The 22,894-nt window shown below is 66.1% G+C and carries 14 protein-coding genes; 11 read left to right on the top strand and 3 right to left on the bottom strand.

Features of this window, described 5'->3' with window-relative positions; genetic code table 11:
• Positions 1-230: 230 nt before the first annotated feature.
• The 9 genes from MJ797_RS12515 (at position 231) to MJ797_RS12475 (ending at position 13,825) form a co-directional block, all read left to right on the top strand.
• Positions 231-1,331, top strand: a complete 1,101-nt coding sequence (locus MJ797_RS12515) for a hypothetical protein (protein WP_239334513.1) — start codon at positions 231-233, stop codon at positions 1,329-1,331.
• Between the two features lie 357 nt (positions 1,332-1,688).
• A complete protein-coding gene (locus tag MJ797_RS12510) occupies positions 1,689-4,970 on the top strand; it encodes a type I polyketide synthase (RefSeq protein ID WP_239334512.1) in 3,282 nt (1,093 codons plus the stop codon).
• Positions 4,971-5,234: 264 nt separating this feature from the next.
• Complete coding sequence (locus MJ797_RS12505) at positions 5,235-6,044, top strand: helix-turn-helix transcriptional regulator (protein WP_239334511.1); 810 nt, start codon at positions 5,235-5,237, stop codon at positions 6,042-6,044.
• A gap of 10 nt (positions 6,045-6,054) precedes the next feature.
• Positions 6,055-7,956, top strand: a complete 1,902-nt coding sequence (locus MJ797_RS12500) for a N,N-dimethylformamidase beta subunit family domain-containing protein (protein WP_239334510.1) — start codon at positions 6,055-6,057, stop codon at positions 7,954-7,956.
• A 176-nt stretch (positions 7,957-8,132) separates the two neighbouring features.
• Positions 8,133-8,912 (top strand): hypothetical protein, encoded by a 780-nt coding sequence (locus MJ797_RS12495; RefSeq protein ID WP_239334509.1) that lies wholly within the window; start codon positions 8,133-8,135, stop codon positions 8,910-8,912.
• An 82-nt stretch (positions 8,913-8,994) separates the two neighbouring features.
• Positions 8,995-10,302, top strand: a complete 1,308-nt coding sequence (gene nodC, locus MJ797_RS12490; protein ID WP_239334508.1) for a chitooligosaccharide synthase NodC — start codon at positions 8,995-8,997, stop codon at positions 10,300-10,302.
• Positions 10,299-11,276, top strand: coding sequence for an ATP-binding cassette domain-containing protein (locus tag MJ797_RS12485; RefSeq protein WP_374582070.1), 978 nt, complete (start codon positions 10,299-10,301; stop codon positions 11,274-11,276). The genes nodC and MJ797_RS12485 overlap by 4 nt, the downstream gene beginning before the upstream one ends.
• Positions 11,273-12,211 carry an ABC transporter permease gene (locus MJ797_RS12480; protein WP_239334507.1) on the top strand — a complete coding sequence of 313 codons (939 nt, stop codon included), beginning with the start codon at positions 11,273-11,275 and terminating at the stop codon, positions 12,209-12,211. Before MJ797_RS12485 ends, MJ797_RS12480 begins: the two co-directional genes overlap by 4 nt.
• Positions 12,212-12,274: 63 nt before the next feature.
• The gene (locus tag MJ797_RS12475; protein ID WP_239334506.1) at positions 12,275-13,825 is read left to right on the top strand and encodes a carbamoyltransferase C-terminal domain-containing protein; all 1,551 of its coding nucleotides are present in this window, start codon (positions 12,275-12,277) and stop codon (positions 13,823-13,825) included.
• Between the two features lie 102 nt (positions 13,826-13,927).
• Here the strand turns inward: MJ797_RS12475 and MJ797_RS12470 are convergent, their stop codons facing one another.
• Together MJ797_RS12470 and MJ797_RS12465 are read right to left on the bottom strand one after the other, a co-directional pair.
• The gene (locus MJ797_RS12470; RefSeq protein ID WP_239334505.1) at positions 13,928-14,590 is read right to left on the bottom strand and encodes a PhoU domain-containing protein; all 663 of its coding nucleotides are present in this window, start codon (positions 14,588-14,590) and stop codon (positions 13,928-13,930) included.
• Between the two features lie 97 nt (positions 14,591-14,687).
• On the bottom strand, positions 14,688-16,895 hold the full coding sequence (locus MJ797_RS12465) for an MMPL family transporter (protein ID WP_239334504.1): 2,208 nt from the start codon (positions 16,893-16,895) through the stop codon (positions 14,688-14,690).
• Positions 16,896-17,119: 224 nt separating this feature from the next.
• Here MJ797_RS12465 and MJ797_RS12460 point away from each other — a divergent pair, with 224 nt between their 5' ends.
• Entirely contained in the window at positions 17,120-17,956 is an 837-nt protein-coding gene (locus MJ797_RS12460; RefSeq protein WP_239334503.1) for a hypothetical protein, read from the top strand.
• A 157-nt stretch (positions 17,957-18,113) separates the two neighbouring features.
• Here MJ797_RS12460 and MJ797_RS12455 read toward each other — a convergent pair whose 3' ends face one another.
• Positions 18,114-20,873, bottom strand: coding sequence for a serine/threonine-protein kinase (locus MJ797_RS12455; RefSeq protein ID WP_239334502.1), 2,760 nt, complete (start codon positions 20,871-20,873; stop codon positions 18,114-18,116).
• Positions 20,874-21,361: 488 nt separating this feature from the next.
• Here MJ797_RS12455 and MJ797_RS12450 point away from each other — a divergent pair.
• Positions 21,362-22,894 (top strand): ATP-binding protein (locus MJ797_RS12450; protein WP_239334501.1); only part of this gene is annotated, 1,533 nt, incomplete at its 3' end.

The following is a 22,894-nucleotide window of genomic DNA, read 5'->3' as shown; positions in this document are numbered from 1 at the left end:
TCCTATCCTCGGGCGCTCTAAGTTACTTTCTCTACCAGCGCACTGGCACCGTCCGATCTGGAACCCTGACTACCAGCATAAGCTCATTCTGTTTCGCTTGAAGCCTGCGGCCCACGCTGGCCCTGCATCGTGTATCGAGGCCGCAGGAGGATGATCCTAATGGTAGTTGTAAGGAGCAGGAATACTCCCCTGCCCCGCATGCCCGGCTCTTTCGGAGCGGAGAGAGAGCTGTGAGCGCGGGGGGAGCAACCGCGCTCTTTCTGACCGGGCTCGTTGTCCTGGCCGTGACCGGCCGCGGTGTGCTCGGGACCGCGATCGCGCCCCGTGGCCGGCCATCGCGGCTCGTGTTCGTGCTGGTGCCAGTGCTGATCCGGGTCTCACGGAACATCAGCCGGAACCTCCCCAGCCAACGATTTCACCGTTCAGTGATCAAAATGGTCGGCCCGATGGCGCTGCTTCTCCCCTCGCTGCTGTGGGGATCAGGCACGGTTGCCGGGATGGCGCTGCTGGCAGCGTCGGTTGGAGCCGCGCCCTCTGACATCCATGCGGTGGAATACGTGCTGGGGCTCGATGACCCGAAATGGACCGGCCACGGTTTCGCCCTGGCGGTATACGGTTGCCTAATTTTGATCTTCATCGCGTTGACGACCCGGATCACGGCGGTTTCGGCCGCCTACCAGCGGCGTGAACGGTTCGTCTGGGCGCTGGCCAGCGAAGCACGGTCGTGCCTCGATGCCGAGGACGTCATCGTCGCGCACATGCGTGACGGAACGCCGGATTCCCTGGATCGCATGATGAACGCCTGGCATCTCTGGATCGCGGACCTCCGGCTCAGCCACACAAGCTACCCCGAACTACTCGCATTACCGTCATCACCCGATTTGTCCTGGCTGGACGCGACCCTGCTCGTCCTGGACGTCGCGGCACTCGTCAACGCCCTCGCGCCGGGCACCAAACCACCGCCAACACGCCCACTGCTCGCGGCGGGCTGTGCGTTCGTCCAGGAAATGACCAAGGAACTGCAGGCCACAGCGATCCGCACAACACCGAGCCTGTACGGGCGGGAGGAACGGTCCTTCTGGACGACCATCAGCAGACTGTCCAACGCCGGAATCCACGCCGAACGGGACTACCAGACGGCCCGAGCCACCTTCCAGCGCTGGCGGTCACGGTACGCGCCGTACACCGCCGCGCTGTCAGACCTCGTTTGCGCGCGGGACGGCCGGCCAGTGGGCGAGCTGCTGCCCGAGGTCCCCCTCGAGGCGCTCGTCAACACGTTTGACATTCATCCGGAAAAAACGTCTCAGCTCTTCTCCCCACTGTCTCGATAGGCGACGCTCGGCCTAACGGCCCGCCCGCGGGGTGCACGCATGGCACGGCCAACGGCGACGGCGTGGTAGCACGTCCCAGGTACTGGCAGTACCTGCCCTGCAATCAGGACGAGTACCAGGTAGCCGGTACCCGCACCACGACCGTCGCCAGTACCAGGTATTCGCGGTGCCAGCGCCAACACGGTCTGGATGACTTGTTGTATTAGTCACACCCTTTGCATGTACGGATCGATGTGACGCATGCCATATCTCCACGGGAAGCGGAACATCAACCCGCCGAGCCAGCCAGTCGACCAGGGCTGACGCCCCAGGAAGACCGGTGGTTTTGATCATTGCAAAGGGAAGGACGTACCAGCCATGACAGGGACGCCAGCACACGACAGGTACCGGGATGGCGGAGCCTCACCGGCCGGGAGCAACCCCCCGCTTGAACCGATCGCCGTCATCGGTATGGCTTGCCGACTTCCCGGAGCTCACAACACGGACGAGTTCTGGCGCGTCCTGCGGACGGGATCCGACACCGTCACCCAGATTCCCCCGGATCGCGAGTTCGGTGCGCTCTATGACCCTCGACCGGGTGCACCGGGACGGATCGCCAGCCAGGCAGGCGGCTTCCTGACCGACATCGACGCCTTCGACGCCGACTTCTTCGGCGTCTCACCCCGCGAGGCGGCACGCCTGGACCCCCAGCAGCGCATGCTGCTGGAAACGTCGTGGGAGGCGTTCGAGGACGCCGGCCAGACGCGGGGGATCCTGGCTGGCAGCCGCACCTCGGTCTTCCTGGCTTACCTGTCCACCCAGTACTCCGGGCTGCTGCGCGCGGCCGGGATCTGCGACATGCACAGCGCCATCGGTGCGGAGGGCCGCGGCACCGCGGCCGGGCGCCTGTCCTACGCTTTCGACCTGCGCGGCCCGAGCATGGCGCTGGACGCGACCTGTGCTTCGTCGCTGCTCGCCATCCACCTGGCCTGTCAGAGCCTCCGCACCGGGGAGAGCACTCTCGCGCTCGCCGGTGGCGTCAACATCATGTTGACGCCGGACCTGTCCATCGCGTTGTCCCAGGCCGGAGTGTTGTCGCGCTATGGGCGCTCCCGGTTCGGGGACGCGGCCGCGGACGGCTACGTCCGCAGCGAAGGCGTAGCGGTCGTCATCCTGAAGTCCCTGGAGCGTGCTCGAGCCGACGGCGACCGGATCTACGCGGTCATCCGGGGAAGCGGCACCACCAACGACGGCCGCGGCGGGGGCTTCGTGACAGCACCGAGCGTGGACAGCCAGGCCGAGATGCTGCGCACTGCCTATCGCAACGCGGGTGTCGAGCCTCGCGACATCGACTACATCGAGGCCCACGGCACCGGAACGGTCATGGGCGACCAGATCGAGCTCACCGCCATCGCCGAGGTCCTGGGCGATGGCCGACCGAGCGACCAGCCCTGTGTTCTCGGATCGGCGAAGTCCAACATCGGTCACACCGAGGGCGCCGCCGGGATGGTAGGACTCATCAAGGTGGCGCTGAGCCTGCACCACCGCACCATTCCCGCAAGCCTGCACATCGCCGAGCCCAACCCGGCCGTGCCCTGGGATGAACTACCGATCGAACTCGCCACCACCGTCCGTCGATGGCCGGACCGCGGCCGGCCGCGCCTGGCCGGCGTCAGCGCCTTCGGGCTGTCCGGCACCAACGTGCACGTCGTCCTCGCCGAGGCACCGGATGATGCCGATGAGTCCCATAAGGCTCCTGAGGCCGGCAGCTCCCCCGGGCCGGACGAAAACGATCAGGCGGTACTTCTACCGCTGTCAGCGGCCAGCCCCAACGCCCTGTCCGAGCTGGCGCAGGCCTACCTCGAGCGGCTGACCCGCGAGCAGGTCGACATCTGGCCATCACTGGCGGACACCTGCTGGAACGCCGGGATCCGGCGCACCCATCTCGAGCACCGCGCGACCGTTGTCGGCCGGACCCGCGCCGAGATCGCCAGGGGACTACGCGCGATCGTGGCTGGCGAGTTCTCCGGCACAGTGTCCACCGGCCACAACGCTGACGGTGCTCGCCCCCGGATCGCGTTCGTCTTTCCCGGCCAGGGGTCACAATGGGTGGGCATGGGGCGCGAGCTGCTGAGCGCCGTACCCGCCTTCCGCGCGGCGGTCGAGGCCTGTGACGCGGCCGTGCGCGAGGAAACGGGATGGTCGGTGATCGAGCACCTGATGGCGGACAAGCCGCTGTCGGGTATCGACATCATCCAGCCGGTGCTGTGGGCGGTCGAGGTTGGCCTGGCCAGCATGTGGCGGCAGCTGGGGATCGAACCCGATGTCGTGATCGGCCACAGCATGGGCGAGGTCGCCGCCGCGGTTGTCGCGGGGGCGATCACATTGGCCGACGGCGCGGCCGTCGTGTGCCGACGCAGCCGGATTCTGCGCTCGGTCAGCGGGCAGGGCGCCATGATCGCCCTACAGCTGAGCGCGGCCGAAGCCGAACAGGCCATCGAGGGCTTTGAAAGCCAGGTGTCGGTGGCCGTTATCAACAGCGGCTCCTCGGTCGTACTCGCCGGCGATCCCGATGCGCTGGAGCGGCTGACCAAACCGCTCAGGGAACGCGGGGTCTTCTGCCGACCGGTCCAGGTCGACGTCGCCTCGCACAGCCCCCAGATGGATCCGCTGCGCGCGGAGCTGCTGCGGACGCTTGCCAGCGTCACGCCCCGAAGTGGCAGCATCCCGATCCGCTCAACGGTGACAGGCCAACACTCGACCGGTGTGGAGTTCGACGCTGGCTACTGGGCCCGCAATCTCCGCGAGCCGGTGCGTTTCGCTGACGCGGTGCGTGCCGTGCTTGACGAAGGGGAGACGGTGTTCATCGAGATGGGTCCCCATCCGATACTGGCCAGCGCGATCAGCGAGATCGTCGACGCCGCCGAACGCTCCAGCACCGTGCTCGCCGCGTTGGGCCGGAACGCCGCTGACTGGACAGCGGTCCTTGCGGGAGTAGGAATGCTTTACACATGCGGGTATGAACCGAACTGGACGGCGCTTCGGGGTGGCACCGGCCGGTTTGCCGCCCTGCCCAGTTATCCGTGGCAGCGGCGACGCTTCTGGATCGGCGACGCGCTGGCGTCAGCGGCCGGTGGCGACGGCCTCCGTGACACGGAAATCCAGCTGGTCCGCGCTCTCGCCCCGGTCCCCACAGCCCCGCTCCTCTCCGTACCGACGCCTTCGGCGTCAACCGGCTCAACAGTGGCCGGTTCAGTGCCGCTGAACTCGGTGCCGGAACAACGGGAGCCCACGAACGACAAGTTCTACAACGCGACGACTCCCGGTGGGGCGTGGCAGCGGATGCATTCCATCGAAGATCTTCAAGAATACCTCGTGGAACAGGTCGCCATCGTCCTGAACCGGCCGGCGGACACCGTGAACACACAGCGCCCGGTAACAAAGATCGGGCTCGACTCACTGCTCGCGGCCGAGTTACACACCCGTATCGAACAGAACATCGGCATCAAAATATCAGTAACTCAATTGCTACGAGGAGTAACGCTCGAGCGGTTCGCAACAGAGGTGTGGGCGCGCCTTGCGCGGGCATATCCGACCGTCAACAAAATAAGCGCCGGGCAGCCGGCCGTCCCGCGGGATCTGGACAGCAGATCCGCCTAAGAGGCTCCCCAGAAACAACATGTGCGTCAGTGACGCTTGACGCACGGTCGCCGGCCCCACCAGCACGCGATGCCCCCGGAGGAAGGGGCCGGCAGCCTCGCCTCAGCGGTCCATACGCAGCCCACACGCACAGACACCCGATGCCACACTGCGCGCCGAAAAACGGCGATCAAATACAAAAGGAGCACCAAAGAAACCTTCGTACTATACTGATCCGCCAGCACTTACGCCGTAAGTATCGGCTGACGGACAGTGAGGTATCGCGTGACGGATGACGAGCATCGCCGTCGCGAGCTGGGTGCGTTTCTGCGCAGCCGCCGAGAGCGTATCGACCCTGAGATGGTGGGCCTGCCCGCGGGGCGGCGAAGACGGACCGCCGGGCTCAGGCGCGAGGAAGTCGCGGTGCTCGCGGGCCTGAGCCCGACCTGGTACACCTACCTCGAGCAAGGCCGGGACATTCATCCGTCGCATGAGGTTCTTGACAGCCTCGTCCGGATGCTGCAGCTCAACGACGACGAACGCAATTACATTTACATGCTTGCCTACGGCCAACGGCCAGTCAAGGAAGGCCCACTGCGCGAGCCCAACACAGAGTCCTTACTCTGGCAGATCGCCGAAGCAAACGAGCCCAACCCCGTCTTCGTCGCGAATCAGGTCGCCGATGTGCTGGCCTGGAACAGCGCCGTCACAGAATGGTACACCGACTTCGCGAAACTGCCGGACGAACACCGGAACACCGTATGGTGGACACTGATGGAAGCAGACGCCCGCGAACGCCTGGTGATGTGGGAGGAAGAAGCCAAGGACGTCGTCGGCCGCCTGCGCGCGGTCTCGGCGGCCAGGCCCGGAGACCGACGGCTGAGCCGGCTGATCGCCGAGCTCCAGACGGAAAGCCCGGAAATGCGGCGGTGGTGGTCCGACCACGAGATACGCAGCCAGGCACCACGGGTCCGCTGGTTACGCCATCCGGAACTCGGGGTCCGGAGGATGAACCTGGTAGTCGCGTATCCGGCCGGTATGGACGGAATCGGCATCGCCTTCCATCTTCCCGTCCCAGACGACGAGGAAGCATAGGCCACGCGCGGTGGGCGTTCAGCTGTATCCCGCGGCTACCTCGGTCAGCGCGGGCGGCAATCTCGATCTCCATCTCAACGACGACTCAGGTGCTGGGACAGACGCGGCCCTTACGGTCACCGAGTTCGTCACCGGTGACGAGATGGCACGGTTCACGGTATATGTCGGTGCGCATCCGACCCCCGCTGATCCCGCGGCGGACCGAGGCTGGCCGGTCGGATTCACCCTCCGCATCCCGGCATCCTGGGCGAGTGGCCTGTACGTCGCTGATCTCAACGCTGGAGCGGCGAACCAGAGCAGGGCGTTCTTCGTGGTGCGCTCAGCCGAGCCCGGCGTCAACGCCCGCATTCTGGTGTCGATCCCGTTCCCGACTTTTCATGCCTATGCCTGGGGTGGCGTTCCCGGTGCCTCGCCGTACTGGACGGAACAACCCGACCGCGGCCGGCGGGTAAGCCTGCACCGGCCGATCGCAAGTGGCCCGAGCTGGGAGACACCCATCCTGCGATGGCTCGCCGCCAGCGGGTTCGCCGTCGACTACTGCTCCGGCTTCGACCTGCACCACGACTCCAGCCTCCCACCCGCCTATCGCCTGCTCGTCTGCATCGGACACGACGAGTACTGGACGGCCCAGATGCGCGACAACGCCGAGCGCTTTCTGGCGGCCGGTGGCAACATCGCGTTCCTCACGGGCAACACCTGCTGGTGGCAGTTCCGCCTCGAGGACGGCGGCCGAACCTTCGTCTGCCACCGTGACGCCACCGAGGACCCGTACACCGGGATCGACAATGCCCACGTCACCGTCGAGTGGTCCAGCGCACCGGTCAACCGTCCGGAGAACACTCTCACCGGTACCAGCTTCCGGCGCGGCGCAGGCTGCTGGGGAAACATGGACGTGATGGCCGGCACCGCCTGGACAGTCAGGTTCGCTGATCACTGGGTCTTCGAGGGCACCGGGCTCAACGACGGCGATACTTTCGGGCTCGGCACACTCGGCTACGAGACCGACGCGGCGGAGATTGTCGACGAGGACGGTGTCCCGCGCGTCACCGGTCGCGATGCCACCCCTTCCACCTTTGTCGTGCTTGCTACCGCGGACCTGTCCGACTGGCGCCGCTTCGGGCAGGGCGGCGGCGCAACCATGGGCATATTCCGGGCGCCCGGTGGCGGGACAGTTTTCAACATCGCCACCATCGGCTGGGGCAACGGGCTCGGCGACTCCCCGGATCCGACGGTCGAAAGGATCACGCGGAACGTCCTCACCCGGCTTCGAGATCCGTGGCCGGCGGCACACTGGGAACAGATCGGTCCTGCCCGTGCGGTGACGGCGCTCGTCGCCTGCGAAGGCAGCCTGTTCGCCAGCGCGGAGAACATCCTGTGGGTCCGGGACCCGGTTGCGCAGAACCTCACCTGGACCCGGATCGGTCCCGCGGGCCGGGTCCGCGCGATGGCCAGCCCGCGCGAGGCCGTCGGTGGCCAACCGGTCTGCCTGTATTCCGTCACCACAGATGACCAGCTGTGGCAACGCGAACCCGTCCGCCGCGATGTCGACTGGACGGCCGTCGGCACCGCACCCGGTCTGGTCGCGCTCGCGGCAAGCTTCGAAGGCCTGTTCGGCGCGACCGCGGAAGGCGATCTCGTCCATCTCCGCTTCGACCAGATCGGCTCAGGAGCCGGCTGGGCACGTGTGGGGCACGCGGTCGACGTCGTGACCATGACCAACATCAACGGTCGGCTTTTCTGCGTCACGCGGGATCAGACCCTCTGGACGCGGCTGCCGGTCCCACATGAGATCGGCTGGACGGCGATCGCCCGCACGCCCGCACCCGTCACAGGGCTCGCTGGTCACGCCGGAAAACTGATCATAAGCACCACCACCGACCAGTTGTGGTGGCGCGACGCCGTGAAGCTATGACCTCACCCCAAGGCTGGCACTTCCAGTACCAGCCGCACCAGAACCGGCATCACCACTCCACGCATTAAACGGTCACCGCCCAGGAATGCCAGTACACATTCGGTCTGTTTCGGGCAGCCATCGGCGATGAGACTGATACCAGCGCCAGCTCACCCCGAAACAGAACGGGAAAAGACATGGGTACTGTCACCGCGGCCACCAGGCCGGCCGGCACAGCCAGTTTTCCGACCGTCCCAGCACAATTCCGCGCGGACGCCCTGCCAACACCGCTCGGCCGCGTCCTGCTCGCGCCCGAAATGAGGCCACGACGGGGGCCGGTGTCGCTGGTGAGGGTCGGGACTCTCCTGACTGCCGGTGCTTTACCGGTGCTGTCGATCCCGCTCTACGTCTTCAACCTGCTCCCGATCAGCGCCTCGGCTCGCTTCCTGGTGCTTCCGCTCGCCGTCATCGTCCTGGCAATGACGTTGCACCGTTCGGACGAGTCGCGATGGGCGCTCCACGGATTGGTGGCCGGGCTGGTCGCCGTCACCGCATATGATTCCCTGCGGCTGCCCATGGTGTTCACCAAGATCTGGCCGGATTTCATCCCGAGACTCGGCGGATGGATCATCGGGGACGTCCCCGCGAATATTCCGGTCGGCTACGCCTGGCGCTATGTCGGCGACGGCGGTGGCATCGGCATGGCCTTCTTTGTGCTGTGCGGCGCCGTTGGCCTGTGGCGGTTCCCGGCGCTGGCCCGGCGTCCTGTCCAGCTGGGCGTCGCATATGGCATCTTCGTCTGGTCGGGGCTGGTCGCCACCATCGCCCTGTCGAGCCGCGGTGCGGAACTGCTCTTCCCACTTGGCTGGCAGTCCCTCGGGCTCTCGCTCACCGGACATCTGATCTACGGTTCCGTTCTCGGTTTCTACCTGCGGCGAGTCCTGACAAAAAAACGTCGGCTGGCACTGGCGGCCTGACCACAACAACCACGCGGCACCGCGGCCGGGACACACTCAGCCCAAGCCGCAACGCAGCCCGACGTTCAGCATAGAGGCCATCATGCACAGCATAGTAATGGTCCTTCATGGTACGTTCATCGGAATCTTTTCAGCCTATGTCATACTCACCGTCGGCTATCTGTCGGTGCAGGTTCGCTATGCACACCGCACGCACCGGGCCACCTCGAAAGCACTCGACTCCACGCGCTCACCGTTACCCAGCGTCGATGTAATCATCCCTTGTTTCAACGAGACACCAGAGGTGCTCGTATCCTGCCTGCACTCCGTCGCAAAGCAGGACTACGAGGGTGTTCTCAAAGTATATGTCGTCGACGACGGCTCGCGGAATCGCCAGCTGCTCCAGTCCATCTACGCTGAGTTCGGTCTCGACGAACGGTTTACGATCATACCGTTGCCGAACAACGTCGGAAAACGAAAGGCCCAGGTGGTCGCCATACGCCAGTCGGTCGGTGACCTTGTCATGTCGATCGACTCTGACACGGTTATCGAGCCCGACGTCGTACGCAGGCTGGCAGCGGCGATGGCCGACCCAAAAGTGGGCGCGGCCATGGGCCAGATGCTTGCGAGCAACAGCCGGGCAACCTGGCTCACCCGGTTGGTCAACATGGAGTACTGGATCGCCTGCAATCAGGAACGGGCCGCTCAGTCCGTCTTCGGCGCGGTAATGTGCTGCTGCGGGCCGTGCGCAATCTACCGGCGTTCCGCGCTGATGGCCGTCCTGGACGACTACGAGACGCAGATATTTCGTGGGCGGCCCAGCGACTTCGGCGAGGATCGCCATCTGACCATTCTCATACTGCGATCGGGCCTGCGGACCAGCTACGTTCCGGACGCGAGGGCCGCGACAGTCGTTCCCGAACGTATCCGGCCCTACCTACGCCAACAGCTCCGGTGGGCCCGCAGCACCTACCGGGACACGCTGCTGGCGATCAGGATTCTTCCGCGCCTCGACCGTTACCTGACGGTTGACGTGATCGGGCAGAACCTGGCGCCGCTGCTTCTCGGCCTGTCCATGCTCACCGGTATCGCTTTTGTCACTCTTTCCATGGCTCCGCCCCCCTGGTGGTCCGTGGCCGCGATGACGGGGCTGGCCCTGCTGCACTGTTGCTACGGTGCCCGGCGAACCAGCAGCCTGGCATTCTTCATGTTTGCCTTCCATGGACTGATCAACATCAGCATGATTCTGCCGCTGAAAGTCTACGCGCTTTGCACCCTGGGCAACACGAACTGGGGGTCGCGCGTTATTCCGGCGGCGTTGGAGGACACGACACGACAGGCCCACACGGAGGGTCAGGTGTCAGCACATCCCGATTCACTGGCGATCAACAAGGAGGTCGTATCACTGTGAGCCCCGCAATCGCGGTAGAGGGACTGATCAAACAGTACGGCGACAACTATGCGCTCAATGGTTTGAACCTGGAGGTCCAGGCGGGAACCGTCCTCGGCTTACTCGGTCCGAACGGAGCCGGCAAGACCACCACCGTCCGGGTGCTGACCACGCTGCTGAAGCCAGACGGCGGACGCGCCTGGGTGGATGGCTTCGACGTTGCCCGCCAACCGCGGGCGGTACGGCAGCGCATCGGCGTCTCCGGCCAGGAGACAGCGGTGGAACCGCTGCTCACCGGCTGGGAGAACCTGGAGCTGTTCGGCCGGCTGCACCGGCTGGGTCGCCGGGGGGCACGCAGGCGGGCGCAGGAGCTGCTGGAACAGTTCGATCTCACCACGGCGGCCACCCGGCTGACAAAGAACTACTCCGGTGGCATGCGACGCCGTCTCGACCTTGCGGTGAGCCTGATCACGCGGCCGTCGATCCTGTTCCTGGACGAACCGACGACCGGGCTGGACCCGCGCAGCCGAAGCGCCACCTGGGAAATGATCGCGGACCTCGTCAGCGCGGGCACGACGCTCCTGCTCACCACGCAGTACCTGGAGGAGGCGGATCAGCTCGCTGATCTGATCGCCGTGGTCGACCACGGTCACGTCATCGCCCAGGGAACCGCGGACGAACTGAAGACGCAGATCAATGGCGACCGCATCGAGGTCGTCCTGCGCGACCGCGAGTTGTTGCCGCTGGCCGCGGCCATCCTTGACCGGGTCGGTGCCGGTGAGGCCGTCGTCACGCCGTCGGAGCGACGGGTCACCGTGATGGCACGACACGAACCAGGCCTGCTCGCCTACGTGCTGCGCGAGCTGGACGCGGCCGCCGTCCAGCTCGAGGACGTAGGGCTGCGCCGACCGACCCTCGACGACGTGTTCCTCAGCCTCACCGGCCGCCCGGCGGACACCACGGCGATGTGTGACAAGGAGCTGGTGGCGGCATGAGCGACAACGTTCTGGCCCTGCTGCATGGCGGCGTTCCCCGTGCGCACCACGAGGACAGCTCCGCCGCCGGCCGGTACCGAAGCATAAAGCTGGGGCTCACCGGCGGCTCCCACAACGGGCCGCCGTGGTACGGCCGGCGCGCGGGGACCGCGCTCATCGATGTGTACCTCCTGACCAAGCGTATTTTGATGCGCCTGCCGCGGCAGCCCGACATCATCGCCTACAGCATTATTCAACCGGCCCTGTTCACCCTGGCGATGGTGTATCTTTTCAGCAACGCGATACATCTGCCGGGCGGTGGCAGCTACACCGAATTCGTGATCGGGGGGCTCCTGGCCCAGACCGTCGTCTTCACGGCGGCGTCCACGTCCGGTGCGGTCGCCATCGAAATCGACGAGAATACGATTGACCGGCTCCGTACGCTGCCGGTGGCCCGGTCGACCGTGCTCGCGGGTTTCACCAACGCGGGCCTGATAAAAACCTTCATGACCGTACTGGTGACAATTTCATGTGGGTTCACGGTCGGCTGGCGGATCCATGCCGGCATCGCCAGCGCGTTTGTTGCGATTTTCCTGCTCCTGTTTTTCGGGCTGGCGATGAGCTGGGTGGGCGCACTGATCGGGGTGACGGCGAGCAGTCCCGAGGCGGCCGCCGGGGCCGGCACCATCTGGTTGTTTCCGGTGATCTATCTTTCCAATGCACTCGCGCCCGTGCAGAGCATGCCCGTGTGGGTCCAGTACATCGCCGAGTGGAACCCCGTGTCCGCGATCGCGACCGCCTGCCGGCAGTTGTTCGGAAATCCGGCGATACCTGTCGTCCACCACACCTGGATGACCGAGTACCCGATCACGATGTCATTTGTCTGGTCTTTGTCAATCATGCTGATCGCTGTTCCGCTGAGCGTCCGGAAGTTCATGCGCGCGACCAGCCGGTGAGATCCGCGGTCGCTGTCTGGTCATGAAGAGCAGAATTATGGCAAGGGGAGCCCAGTGCGAATTATGAGTATGAATCCCGGGCATGACGGTGCGATCGCCTTCGTTGATGACGGCCGGCTCATCTACTCCCTCGAGGGCGAAAAAGATTCATTCGACCGCTACGGAACAATCTCGGCATCGCTTGTGCTTCAGGCCATGGATATGGCAACCGGACAACCCGACGCACTGGCCATCGGCGGCTGGCCCAAGCCGCTGCCGGGCTACGGCTCACAACACGGTGCCGGCTACTTCGGTCTCGACGCAGGGGTGATCTCGGAGGGAAAATTCTTCGGGAAGCAGCTGCCCGTCTTCACGTCCAGTCACGAGCGCTCACATCTTTTCATGGTCGCGGCCATGGCACCGGCCGCGCCGCTGCGCGACTGCGTCATTCTGGTGTGGGAAGGCGAGATCGGCACCTTCTACCACTGGCAGAACTACGGTGCAAAGATCACACCGTTTCACGTCCTGACGGAACCGGGCGCGCGCTACGCGGCTCTCTTCGGCCTCGCCGACCCCACCTTCTGGGATTCCGGCGACGTGCCCCGCCTGCAGGATGCCGGCAAACTCATGGCCCTGACCGCCTATGCCGATGGCACCGAACCCAGCGCCGCCGAGAAGGCGGTGGTTGAGGCGCTCCTGAACGCAGGCAGGAACTTCGAGCCATTCGAAAAAATCTCCTTCAAGGACACCGTCCTCTACAACTGCGGTCTCGACAGTCCGCTGTTGCACCGGGCCGCACGGTATCTGACCAGCCGGCTCTTCGGAATCTTCCGGTCGGCGGCCGAAACCCGGCTGCCCCGCGGGCTGCCGCTGTTGATATCCGGTGGCTGCGGCCTGAACTGCGAATGGAACAGGAGCTGGCGTGAATGCGGCCTGTTCAGCGACGTTTTCATTCCACCCTGTGCCAATGACTCCGGTTCGGCCATCGGCACCGCGATGGACGCCGCGACCCACTTCGGTGAACCGTGCCGACTCGAGTGGAATGTCTACGCGGGGGCCGAGTTCCAGCATGACCGGGAACCGGATCCCGCCCGCTGGTCGGTCCAGCCGCTGGATTTCGGGCGGCTTGCCGCGCGGCTGCATGACGGCGCCGTCGTGGCCTGGGTGCAGGGACGCTACGAGATCGGGCCACGCGCCCTCGGGCATCGGTCGTTACTGGCATCCCCGCTGACCGCCGGAACAAAAGATCTTCTAAACAAAATCAAACATCGTGAAGGGTACCGTCCGATCGCGCCTTGTTGCCTCGCCGAGGACCTGGGGCGCTGGTTTGACGACCCGTTCGAGGACCCTTACATGCTGCACTTCAACCGGGTCCGGACCGACGCGCTACCGGCCATCACCCACGTCGACGGGACAGCGAGAGTCCAGTCGGTGCGCTCCCGTCAGGAACCGGCCCTGCACCGGCTCCTAGCGGCGTTCCGGGACGCATCCGGATACGGCGTGCTGTGCAACACCTCGTTGAACTTTCCCGGCTATGGATTCATCAACCGGATGTCCGAGCTCATCGGCTACTGCGAGACGCAGGGCATCTCGAACGTAATCGTCGGTGACAGCTGGTACCAACCGCTCCGGTAGGCAGCGGTAACCATCACCGCAAAGACACCGAGAATGTATCGAGAGGCCTGTGCCTGATCGTCCCGCACCGCGCTCCGGGTTCCGGGTTCCTTCCGACAGCCCTCACGTTGTTGCCGGGTGGACGCGGACGAGCCGGCGGGCAGCGGTGACAGCCTGGTCGCCAAAACGCTCGTAGTAGCGGGAAAGCAGGGTGAGGTCCACGGCGCTCTGCACCCCGTGCGGCCACGCCGGATCGGTCAGGGTTGCCAGCAGCCGCCGGTGGATCTGGTCGATCTGGTCATCAGCGGCCTCCACCTGCCGCGCCGCTTCACGATCATCATTGCGGATCGCGGCGGCGAGCTGCTCGGCCAGGTCACCACACAGCCGACCGAGACGGGTGATGATGGGACGCAACGGAGCCGGGACCACCGATGCCGGCCGTCGCAGGTCGGCGGTGGTGGCGATGTGATCGGCAAGCTCCCCCATCCGTTCCACCGCGGTCGCGATACGCAGACAGGCGACAACAAGCTGGAGGTCCCCGGCCACTGGGTTCTGGCAGGCCAGCAGCACGACCAGCTCGTCGTCCAGTTCCCGGCTGCCGGCATGCAGCCGCGCCAAGGCGGCGTGCACAGCGACGGTGTCAGCTCGGCCCGCATCGGGACCGGCCACCGCGGCGGTGGCGGCTGTGACGATCTGGCTCGCCTCGCCGGCGAGCCCGCCCAGAGCGGCCCGGACCCGATCCAACTCGGCGGTGTATTCAAACCGATGCGGTCCCGGAACATCCATCCTCCGATAATGCTCCCATCTCGGTGTCCCGGCCCGTCGAGAACAGCCGCCGGGTGGGCGTGAGACGCCCTTTGCCGGCTTTCAGCCGCCCGTCCGGTCAGCCATGAAGCCCGCCCGGATCGGCCGCGGGGTGTGCTCTGGGCGCCAGTGGCGAGTTCCTGACCCGGAAGACCCGCGCGACATTCCGCGGCAGCCACCAGTTCCAGCGTCCGAAGAGCTTCATCGCGCTCGGGACGAGCAGCGCCCGGATGATGGTCACATCGAGAATGATCGCCGCCGCGAGCCCGAACCCGAACTGTTGCAGACCGACGATCGACCCGGCGACGAAACCCATGAAGGCCGCGAACATGACGAGCCCGGCTGCGGTCACGATGCGACCGGTCCTCGCCAGCCCGAGCACCACCGCGGTCTCGTTGTCATGGCCGGCGTCCCACTCCTCGCGCATGCGGCTCACCAGGAAGACCTCGTAGTCCATGGAGAGGCCGAACACCATCGCGAAGATGAAGACCGGGATCCAGCCCTCGATCTGGTCGAAGGAGATGAGCCCGAGCGCGCTGCCCGCGCCCCACTTGAAGAAAACCACGAGCAGGCCGTAGGCAGCCGTGATCGAAAGCAGGTTCAGGATAATCGCCTTCAGCGGCAGGACGATTGACCGGAAGGCCCGCAGCAACAGGAAGTACGTCAGGACGAGCACCCCGAGCACGAGCCAGGGGAAGGCCCTGTAGGTGAGATCGAGGAAGTCCACCCCGCTCGGCGGGCCACCGCCGGCATAAACGCTGACACCGGTGGGGAATCCGGCGGCCGTGACGATATCATGACGAAGGCGGTCGGCGAAGTCGAGCGATGCGGGTACCCCGTACTCACTCTTCCCGATCACCTGCAGTTGCAGGTAGCGCCGGGACGGGTCGACGAACTGGCCACCGGACGAAGCTGCGGACGAAGCTGCGGACGGGTCGAAGACGACCGCGGCGACCTCCGGGTCGGCATGCAGGCCATCCTGGAACCGGCTGAGCGCGGCGCGCAGCTGTGGATCATCTGCTCCACCGGGCTGATGGGTATCGATGACGACTGCCGTCGGTGCCAGCGCGCCCCCGCCGACCGCCCCGGAGAGAATGTCGAGGCCCTGGACGCTCTCGAGACTGCGCGGGATGCCCTTGTTCGAGCCCGGTCCGAGCTCAAGGGCGGTGACGGGCAGCGCAAGCGTGATGAGCAGAGCCGTGGTGCCGGCCGCGATGGCCACCGGATGGCGCATGATCGCCCGCGCGAAACGCGCCCAGAAGTTCTCCTCCGCCTCCCGCCGCTCGGTGATGGAGCGCGGTAGGAGCCGTACCCGGTCGAGCTTCGCGGCCAGGAAGTACAGCAGCACGGGTAGCAGCGTGAGCGCGCAGATGACCGAGACGACCGGGATGAACAGGCCTCCGATGCCGAAACCACGCATGAACGGCACCGGCATGGCCAGCATGAGCGCGAGGCCGATGGCGACCGCCGTGCCGCTGAACACGACCGCGCGACCGGCTGTCCGCATCGTGGCGACGATCGCGTCCGGTCTTTCCCTGCCGCGCCGCAGCTCCTCCCGATAACGGTAAATGATCAGCAGCGAGTAGTCGACAGCGATGCCCAGGCCGATCAACGTGATCAGGTTCTGCAGGTAGGTCGACAGCTCCATGTAGTGCGCGAAGATCCAAATGATCGCCAGGGTCGCGGGGATCGCCGCCGCCGCGAAGATCAGGGGGAGGAGAAAGGCGAGCGTCCCGAAGACGAACGCGAGGATGACGAGCGCGATCGGAATGGCGATGTAGAGCTCGCCGATCTGGAGGTCACGTTTGAACACCGGATCAAGATCATGCTCGATCGCGGCCTGGCCGGTGACGTAGAGCCGTGCGCCTGGCACGGTGCCGGCCGCGGCACGCATCGTGCCGGTGTAGCCCTTCGCGTCGGCTGGCTCGAGATTCGACACGATGCGGGCACTGACAACGGAGTCGGACACCGGTTGCACCGATGCGACCACCCCGCTGGGAAGAACACCGGCCGCGCGGTGAGCCGCCTGGTCGACCGCGGGCACGAGCTGGTTGGCAGACCCCGGCGCGGTGCGTACGACAAGCATGAAGGAACCGGTCGTCCGCTGGCCGAAACGGTCCTCAAGAATCTTCTCCGCCCGCTGGGTGTCGGTACCGGGAAGCGTGAAGCGGTTCGTCAGGAGACCGCTCAGCCCGGACGCGGCCGCGCTCGACATGACGAACACAACCGCCCAGACCGCTACGACAGCCCATCGATAACGGATCATCGCGCGCGTCCAGCGTTCCATCGCAGCTACCTCGTTACCAGCGCCTGCCTGGTGGCTCCCCGGGTGTCACTCGAGTGTGAACGCCGGCGGGCCGGCTCGCTCGGTGACCGTCCGCGGCACACGTCCCCCAACGCAACGATGACAGCCGCGACCGAGAGCAGGCTGCCCCTCCATAATGGGCACTGTCATATGATCAAAATAATTGTAAAAAACAGAATAAGAGCGCCCGGCAACAGGGGAGCAACGTGGAACTGCGACCGTCGTTTCAGAATCTCTTATTTCGGCATCGGTACCCACCGAAGGCAGCCGTCGCGGGAATCACCCTGTTCGGCCTGCTCGGCCTGGCGGCGTGCGGCGGCTCAGGCTCAGGCTCAGGCTCAGGCTCAGACCGGCATGCCGCCGCTCCGGTCAGCCCGTCGGACAGCGAGCCGGCCAGTGCCGTACCCACCGCCACAGCCCGCCCCGTCGCGGTCATCCTGCATGCGCATGACTACCTGCTTACCGAAGGTTCTGAAACACGCGGCTTCGTCCGCGGCATATCTCCCAGCAACTCTCCCAGCCTGTCAACCCAGCAGATCTCCGAAACCAAGCTCGCGGCCTGCCTCGGCGTACCGGTCAGCCAGGTCCATAGCCATGCGACCGACCTGGCTGACGGCGCCTACTTCACGAGTAACGATGGGCTGACCACCATCGGCTCGGAGACGGAGATCACCTCAGCGGTCGATGTAGCCCGCGACATGGACATCCTCTCCCGTCCACAGGCACCGGTATGCCTTGGCCAAGCCTTCTTCCCGATGGTCCGGGAAGGGATATCGGCAGCCGGCGGGAACGCCACGCTCGACTCGGCACGCGCGCTGACCCCGCCTGCCGGTGGCGCGGGCGGGGTGCGCATGGTCATGACGGTGACCGGCGGCGGTAAACGTGTCCCAGTAACGCTCGACATCATCTTCATCATGTCCGGCCGCGTCGAAAGCAACATCGTGATCAGTCAGGTAGACGGCACGCCAGACCCGACAGTCGAACAGGACGCTGTCCGCCAGGTCGCCGGGAAAATCGCCCAACAGGCAGGCGTTCCCGCGTAAGAGCGCCCGGCAACAGGGACACGACACCGCGGGGCTGGGGCACGCGCCCCAGCTCCACTCCTTGATCTACACCCCTGTTACCGTGCGCTCTCGGTCACCGGTAGATCCACCGCCGCGGCAGCCAGGTACGCACCCAGCACAACGTACCCGCCGGCCGCTACCGTGCCGGTACGATATGTGATGGAATCAGTGGCGCGAGTGGATTACCGAGACAGTCGGTTGTGCTTGGCTGTTGGCCGCTGATGACGTACTTGCACGGGTATCCGTCAACGGCCTCCACATCCTGTTTGGACGCGGTCCTCGGGTCTGGAGACGCCGGCAGGTCCTTCTCGTCGAGCTTGATCCGAATAACCGCCAGCCGTTTGGACTCCGCTACCTGGGATGTGCCGAAATCGACGCAGCCGGTCGCCCCCGGCCACGCGGTGGCCGTCGAGCTGGCTGTGTCGGCGCACTTCTCGTCCCCAGGGAAAGGCCCTCTCAGCAGCCCACCGATATCCTTCATGGTGGCGTCGCGCCGCTTCTTGACGATGTCGACGAAAAGTTTCGTCGCATCGTAGGCGAGACCGATCCGTTCGTCCGGCCACAACGTCTCGGGAACCGGCATCCCGGTCGCCTTGTACATGTCATCGAGTCTGGTGCAAAAATCCCGCAGGGACGGGCTCACGAACGCTCCGGCACTGACGGGAATCTGCCCCTGGAAACAGGCCTTGCCGGCGAGCAGCACGGACGCGCCTTTGGAGACGAACCGGAACACGGCCGTACTGGAATAACCCGCGGCCTGGACCACATAGCGCGACACCGAATCATCGCCGAGAAGCAGCTGGCCTGGGCCCAGGCAGGGCAGCATATTGTCCACGAACGCGGGAAAGTCATCATAGCGGCCGGCATAGAAAATCAGATCGTCATTGGGATGCTGCGTCGCGCACTGTGTCCGGAACCAGTCGGCCGTGTTCCCGCCCGGCGCCCAGCCATGTGCGTCGTAGGCGAACCCGGTGGCGGGATCCGCCTGGGCCTCCCTACGGACTTCATCCTGGATGTCGGCCACCAGGCTGGACAGGTAATAGTCGTCCGCCGGCGGCAGCCCCTGGCCGGTTGGGTCGTCGGACCCCTCCGGGTAGTACACGCTGATCCGCTTCTTCGCGTTCTTCCGCGCGTAGCTGGTGGCCAGCAGAGCCTGCCGCCGGTTGGACGGCACCATCTGGAAGTACGACAGCGGTGAGAAGCTCGGCATGCCATCCCCGGACAGGGTGGTGGCGACCACGGGCACGCCGGCCCCTCCGAGCGTGGTGATGGCCCGGCCAGTCTGTGGATTGCTGCGGTCCATGCCGATGACGCCGAGCAGGTTCTCCTCGGGACGGGAGGCCAGCGGCAGAAGGTGCTTATTTGCCACCTCGTCGGCGTATGTCATGCCGTTGCCGCCGTTGGCGATGACGACACGCAGCGCCACTCTTGCCGGGTTCTCCGACGTGCTCGCACAGCCGCCGGGGGAGCCTTTCACCTGGTTCAGCGCCCGCTGCCAGGTCAGCAGCCCCTCAAGTTCCGCGACCTGCGCGGCTGTCCAGGAGCCATCGGTCTCCCCGGTGAGACCGGCGAAGTAGACCAACGTCACGAGCCGGTACCCGAGCTCCGCGGCCGTACGGTCGTGAAGGATCTTCGCGCACCGGTTCTGCTCGTAGATTTTTTCTTGCACGCTGCGCAGTTCAACGGCATGCGGCGACGTACCTCCGCTGGTGAACTCGTAACCGCCGTCGCTGTAGCCGACGCACTGGCCGCCGACCCAGGACAGCGAGGCCGAGTCATCCGCCCGCGACCGGCAGTCAGCGGGTGGTCTCAGTATGAGGAAGAGGACCCCTAAAGCCACCAGCGCGGTCGTGACCACAAGGGCGAGCGCACCCAGCAGCCGTCGCCTCGGCAGCCCTTTCCGAGGTGACGAACCCGATGACCGCGACTCACCGGACGGGGGCGCTCCTGGGGGCAAGGAGTTACCCGATGGGGGCACGGTCGGCGGGAGTGACATCTGAGTGGCCAGCGACGGCTGGTCCGCGGCGGCGCGGATGTCGTCGTCAAGCCGGAGCGCGATGCCGGAGCGAGTGGTCCATCTCGGGCCGTAGGACTCGGCTGCGGCACGGGCAAGGTCGAGGGCGAAGGCATGCGCGGACGGCTGGCGTTCCGCTGGGTTTTTGGCCAGCATCCGCAGGACGACGTCCGCCAGCGGTGCGGGCACCCCGGCCGGCGGTGGCGGGACGGTGTCGAGGTGGCGCTGCGCCAGCACATGTAACGGCAGTTTCCGGTCGAACGGCGGCGCCCCGGCGAACAACTGGTAGAGCACGATCCCGAGGGCGTACAGGTCGGTGGCCGGGGTCAACCGGCCGCCCGTGATCTGTTCGGGAGCCATGTAGGCCGCGGTCCCCACGACTCTGCTGGCGGTGGCCCCCGACCCGTCCACGATTTTCGCGATCCCGAAATCGGTGACCTTCAGCAGGCCGGTGACGTCGAACAGTATGTTGTCCGGCTTGATGTCACGGTGCAGCACTTTCTGGCTGTGGGCGTAGGCCAGTGCCGCGGCCACCGCCAGGCCCACCGCGCAGGCGTCCTCCGGTGACATGTCCGCTGTCTGGCGGTGGGTCAGCGTCCCGCCGGCCAGCAGCTCCATGACGATCAGATGGAGATCGTCGGTTTCGACATAGTCGTAGACCTGAACGACATGAGGATGGTTCATCGCGGCGAGCAGCTGTGCCTCAGCGGCAAAATCGGCCGTGGCCCGGTCACGGGCCGCATCAAGGACCTTGATGGCCACGGGGCGGTTCAGCCCGCGGTGCCGGCCGGCCAGCACCAGCCCGGAGCCGCCCGCGCCAAGCGTGGCGCCGAGGTCGTAGCCGGGGAGCGCATCGGCTACCTGAGCCTTGTCGACAATCATGATGAGAGGACTGCCACGCGTCGGAATCCGTGATTCATTGTCGCGAACCCACCCATCCCCCCGACACGATCCGTCAGCCCAGAGGCTCCGGCAACAGGCCTGTCCGGCTCGCGCCGCCCAGGCGGCGCCTCGCGTCGTTGCCGTCGGTCAACGCCCAGCCCAGGGCGCCTCTCTCCGCCGCCTCGCGATCCATCCACCCGGACGCCGCTCCCTGATCGAACGCCCTATTGCCGGAGCCTGTTAGTGGCATCCGGCACAGCATCGTTACACGACCCTAGCGCGACAGCCACTACCGGCCACCGGTTGGGAGCCTTGCCGGCCAGGAAACGGCTCCTGACCGCGCTGGTGACCGCGCTGGAACGGCCAGAGCCTCGGACCAATCCCGTCAGCCAGGAGTTGCGGCGGGGTGGGACATCCGGCGATGATGTTTGCCGTAGGGTTGCGAGCGGAACACAGCCGATCTGGCTGGACGAGGAGCGTGAGCGCCGATGGGCCGACGGTTCAACACCGCCGGCCCGTGCAGGCCGGGGATCGACTACATGATCCCAGCGGTGTCGCGGCTGCCGGACGCTCCCACGCTGATCGATCAGGACGGCTACTTTGTCGTCCACGCGCCCCGGCAGACGGGGAAGACGACCACGTTGCAGGCACTTGCCGACGAGCTGACGGCAGCCGGCCGGTACGCGGCGCTCCTGGTGTCCTGCGAGACCGGGCGGGCGTGGGGCGACGACATCGGTGCGGCGAGCCGCGCGATCCTCGACCAGATCCGGGCTGCCGCCGACGACACGCTGCCCGCCGATCTTCGGCCGCCCGCCTGGCCGGTGGTGTCGGACGGAACGCTGCTCGCGGCCGGGCTGCGGGCGTGGGCGCAGGGCTGTCCTCGGCCGCTGGTGCTGTTCATCGACGAGATCGACGCGTTGCGGGGGCAGACGCTGGTCAGCGTGCTCAGCCAGCTTCGTGACGGCTATCGACGCCGGCCGCACGATTTCCCGGCTTCGGTCGCCCTGTGCGGCCTGCGCGACGTTCGTGACTATCAGGTCGCCGCGGGGAGCGATCCGTCGCGGCTGGGAACGTCGAGCCCGTTCAATATCAAGGTGGAGTCGCTGCGGCTGGGTGACCTCACTCCCGACGAGGTGCGTGCCCTGTACGGCCAGCATGCGGCCAACACCGGGCAGACGTTCACGCCGGACGCCGTCCAGCGGGCGATCACCCTGACCGCGGGCCAGCCGTGGCTGGTCAACGCCCTGGCTCGGGAGATCGTCGAGAAGATCGCGGTTCCGGTGCCCGAGCCGATCACCGCCGAGCATGTCGAACAGGCGAAGGAACGGCTGATCCTGGCGCGGGCCACCCATCTGGACTCCCTCGCCGCCAGGCTCGCCGAACCCAGGGTCCAGAAGATCCTCGGGCCGGTACTCACCGGCGACGTCCTGACGATCGAGCCCTACGACGACGACCTCACCTACCTGCGCGACCTGGGTCTGATCGCCCCCACGCCGCCGGTCCGGATCGCCAACCCGATCTACCGGGAAGTCGTCGTCCGTGTACTGTCCAGCAGCGTCCAGGAAAGCGTCACCGCCGACCCGCGGTCCTTTATCCGGTCTGACGGCACCTTCGACCTGGATCGCATGCTCGTCGAGTTCACCGAATTCTGGATCGAGCATGGCGAGTTCCTCGTCTCCGGCGGCTCCTACGGGGAGGCCGCGCCGCAGCTGATCCTCATGGGATTCCTCCAACGGGTCGTCAACGGCGGCGGATACGTGGACCGTGAATACGGCGTCGGCACCGGCCGCGTCGACCTCCTCGTCCGCTGGCCTCACACCGGCGACGACGGCATCCGTCGCCTCCAGCGGGAGGCCCTCGAACTGAAGGTCTGGCGCGCCGGCCGCCCCGACCCCCTACGCGCCGGCCTGACCCAGCTCGACCGCTACCTCGACCGCCTCGCCCTAGGCACCGGCGTCCTGGTCATCTTCGACCAGCGCCCGACCGCCGCCGACATCGCCGAACGCACCACCATCACCCGC

Source organism: Protofrankia sp. CiP3, assembly GCF_917627345.1.
Lineage (GTDB): Bacteria > Actinomycetota > Actinomycetes > Frankiales > Frankiaceae > Protofrankia.
The sequence above is the reverse complement of the archived record's forward strand: the minus strand, read 5'-3'. Positions and strand labels throughout refer to the sequence as shown.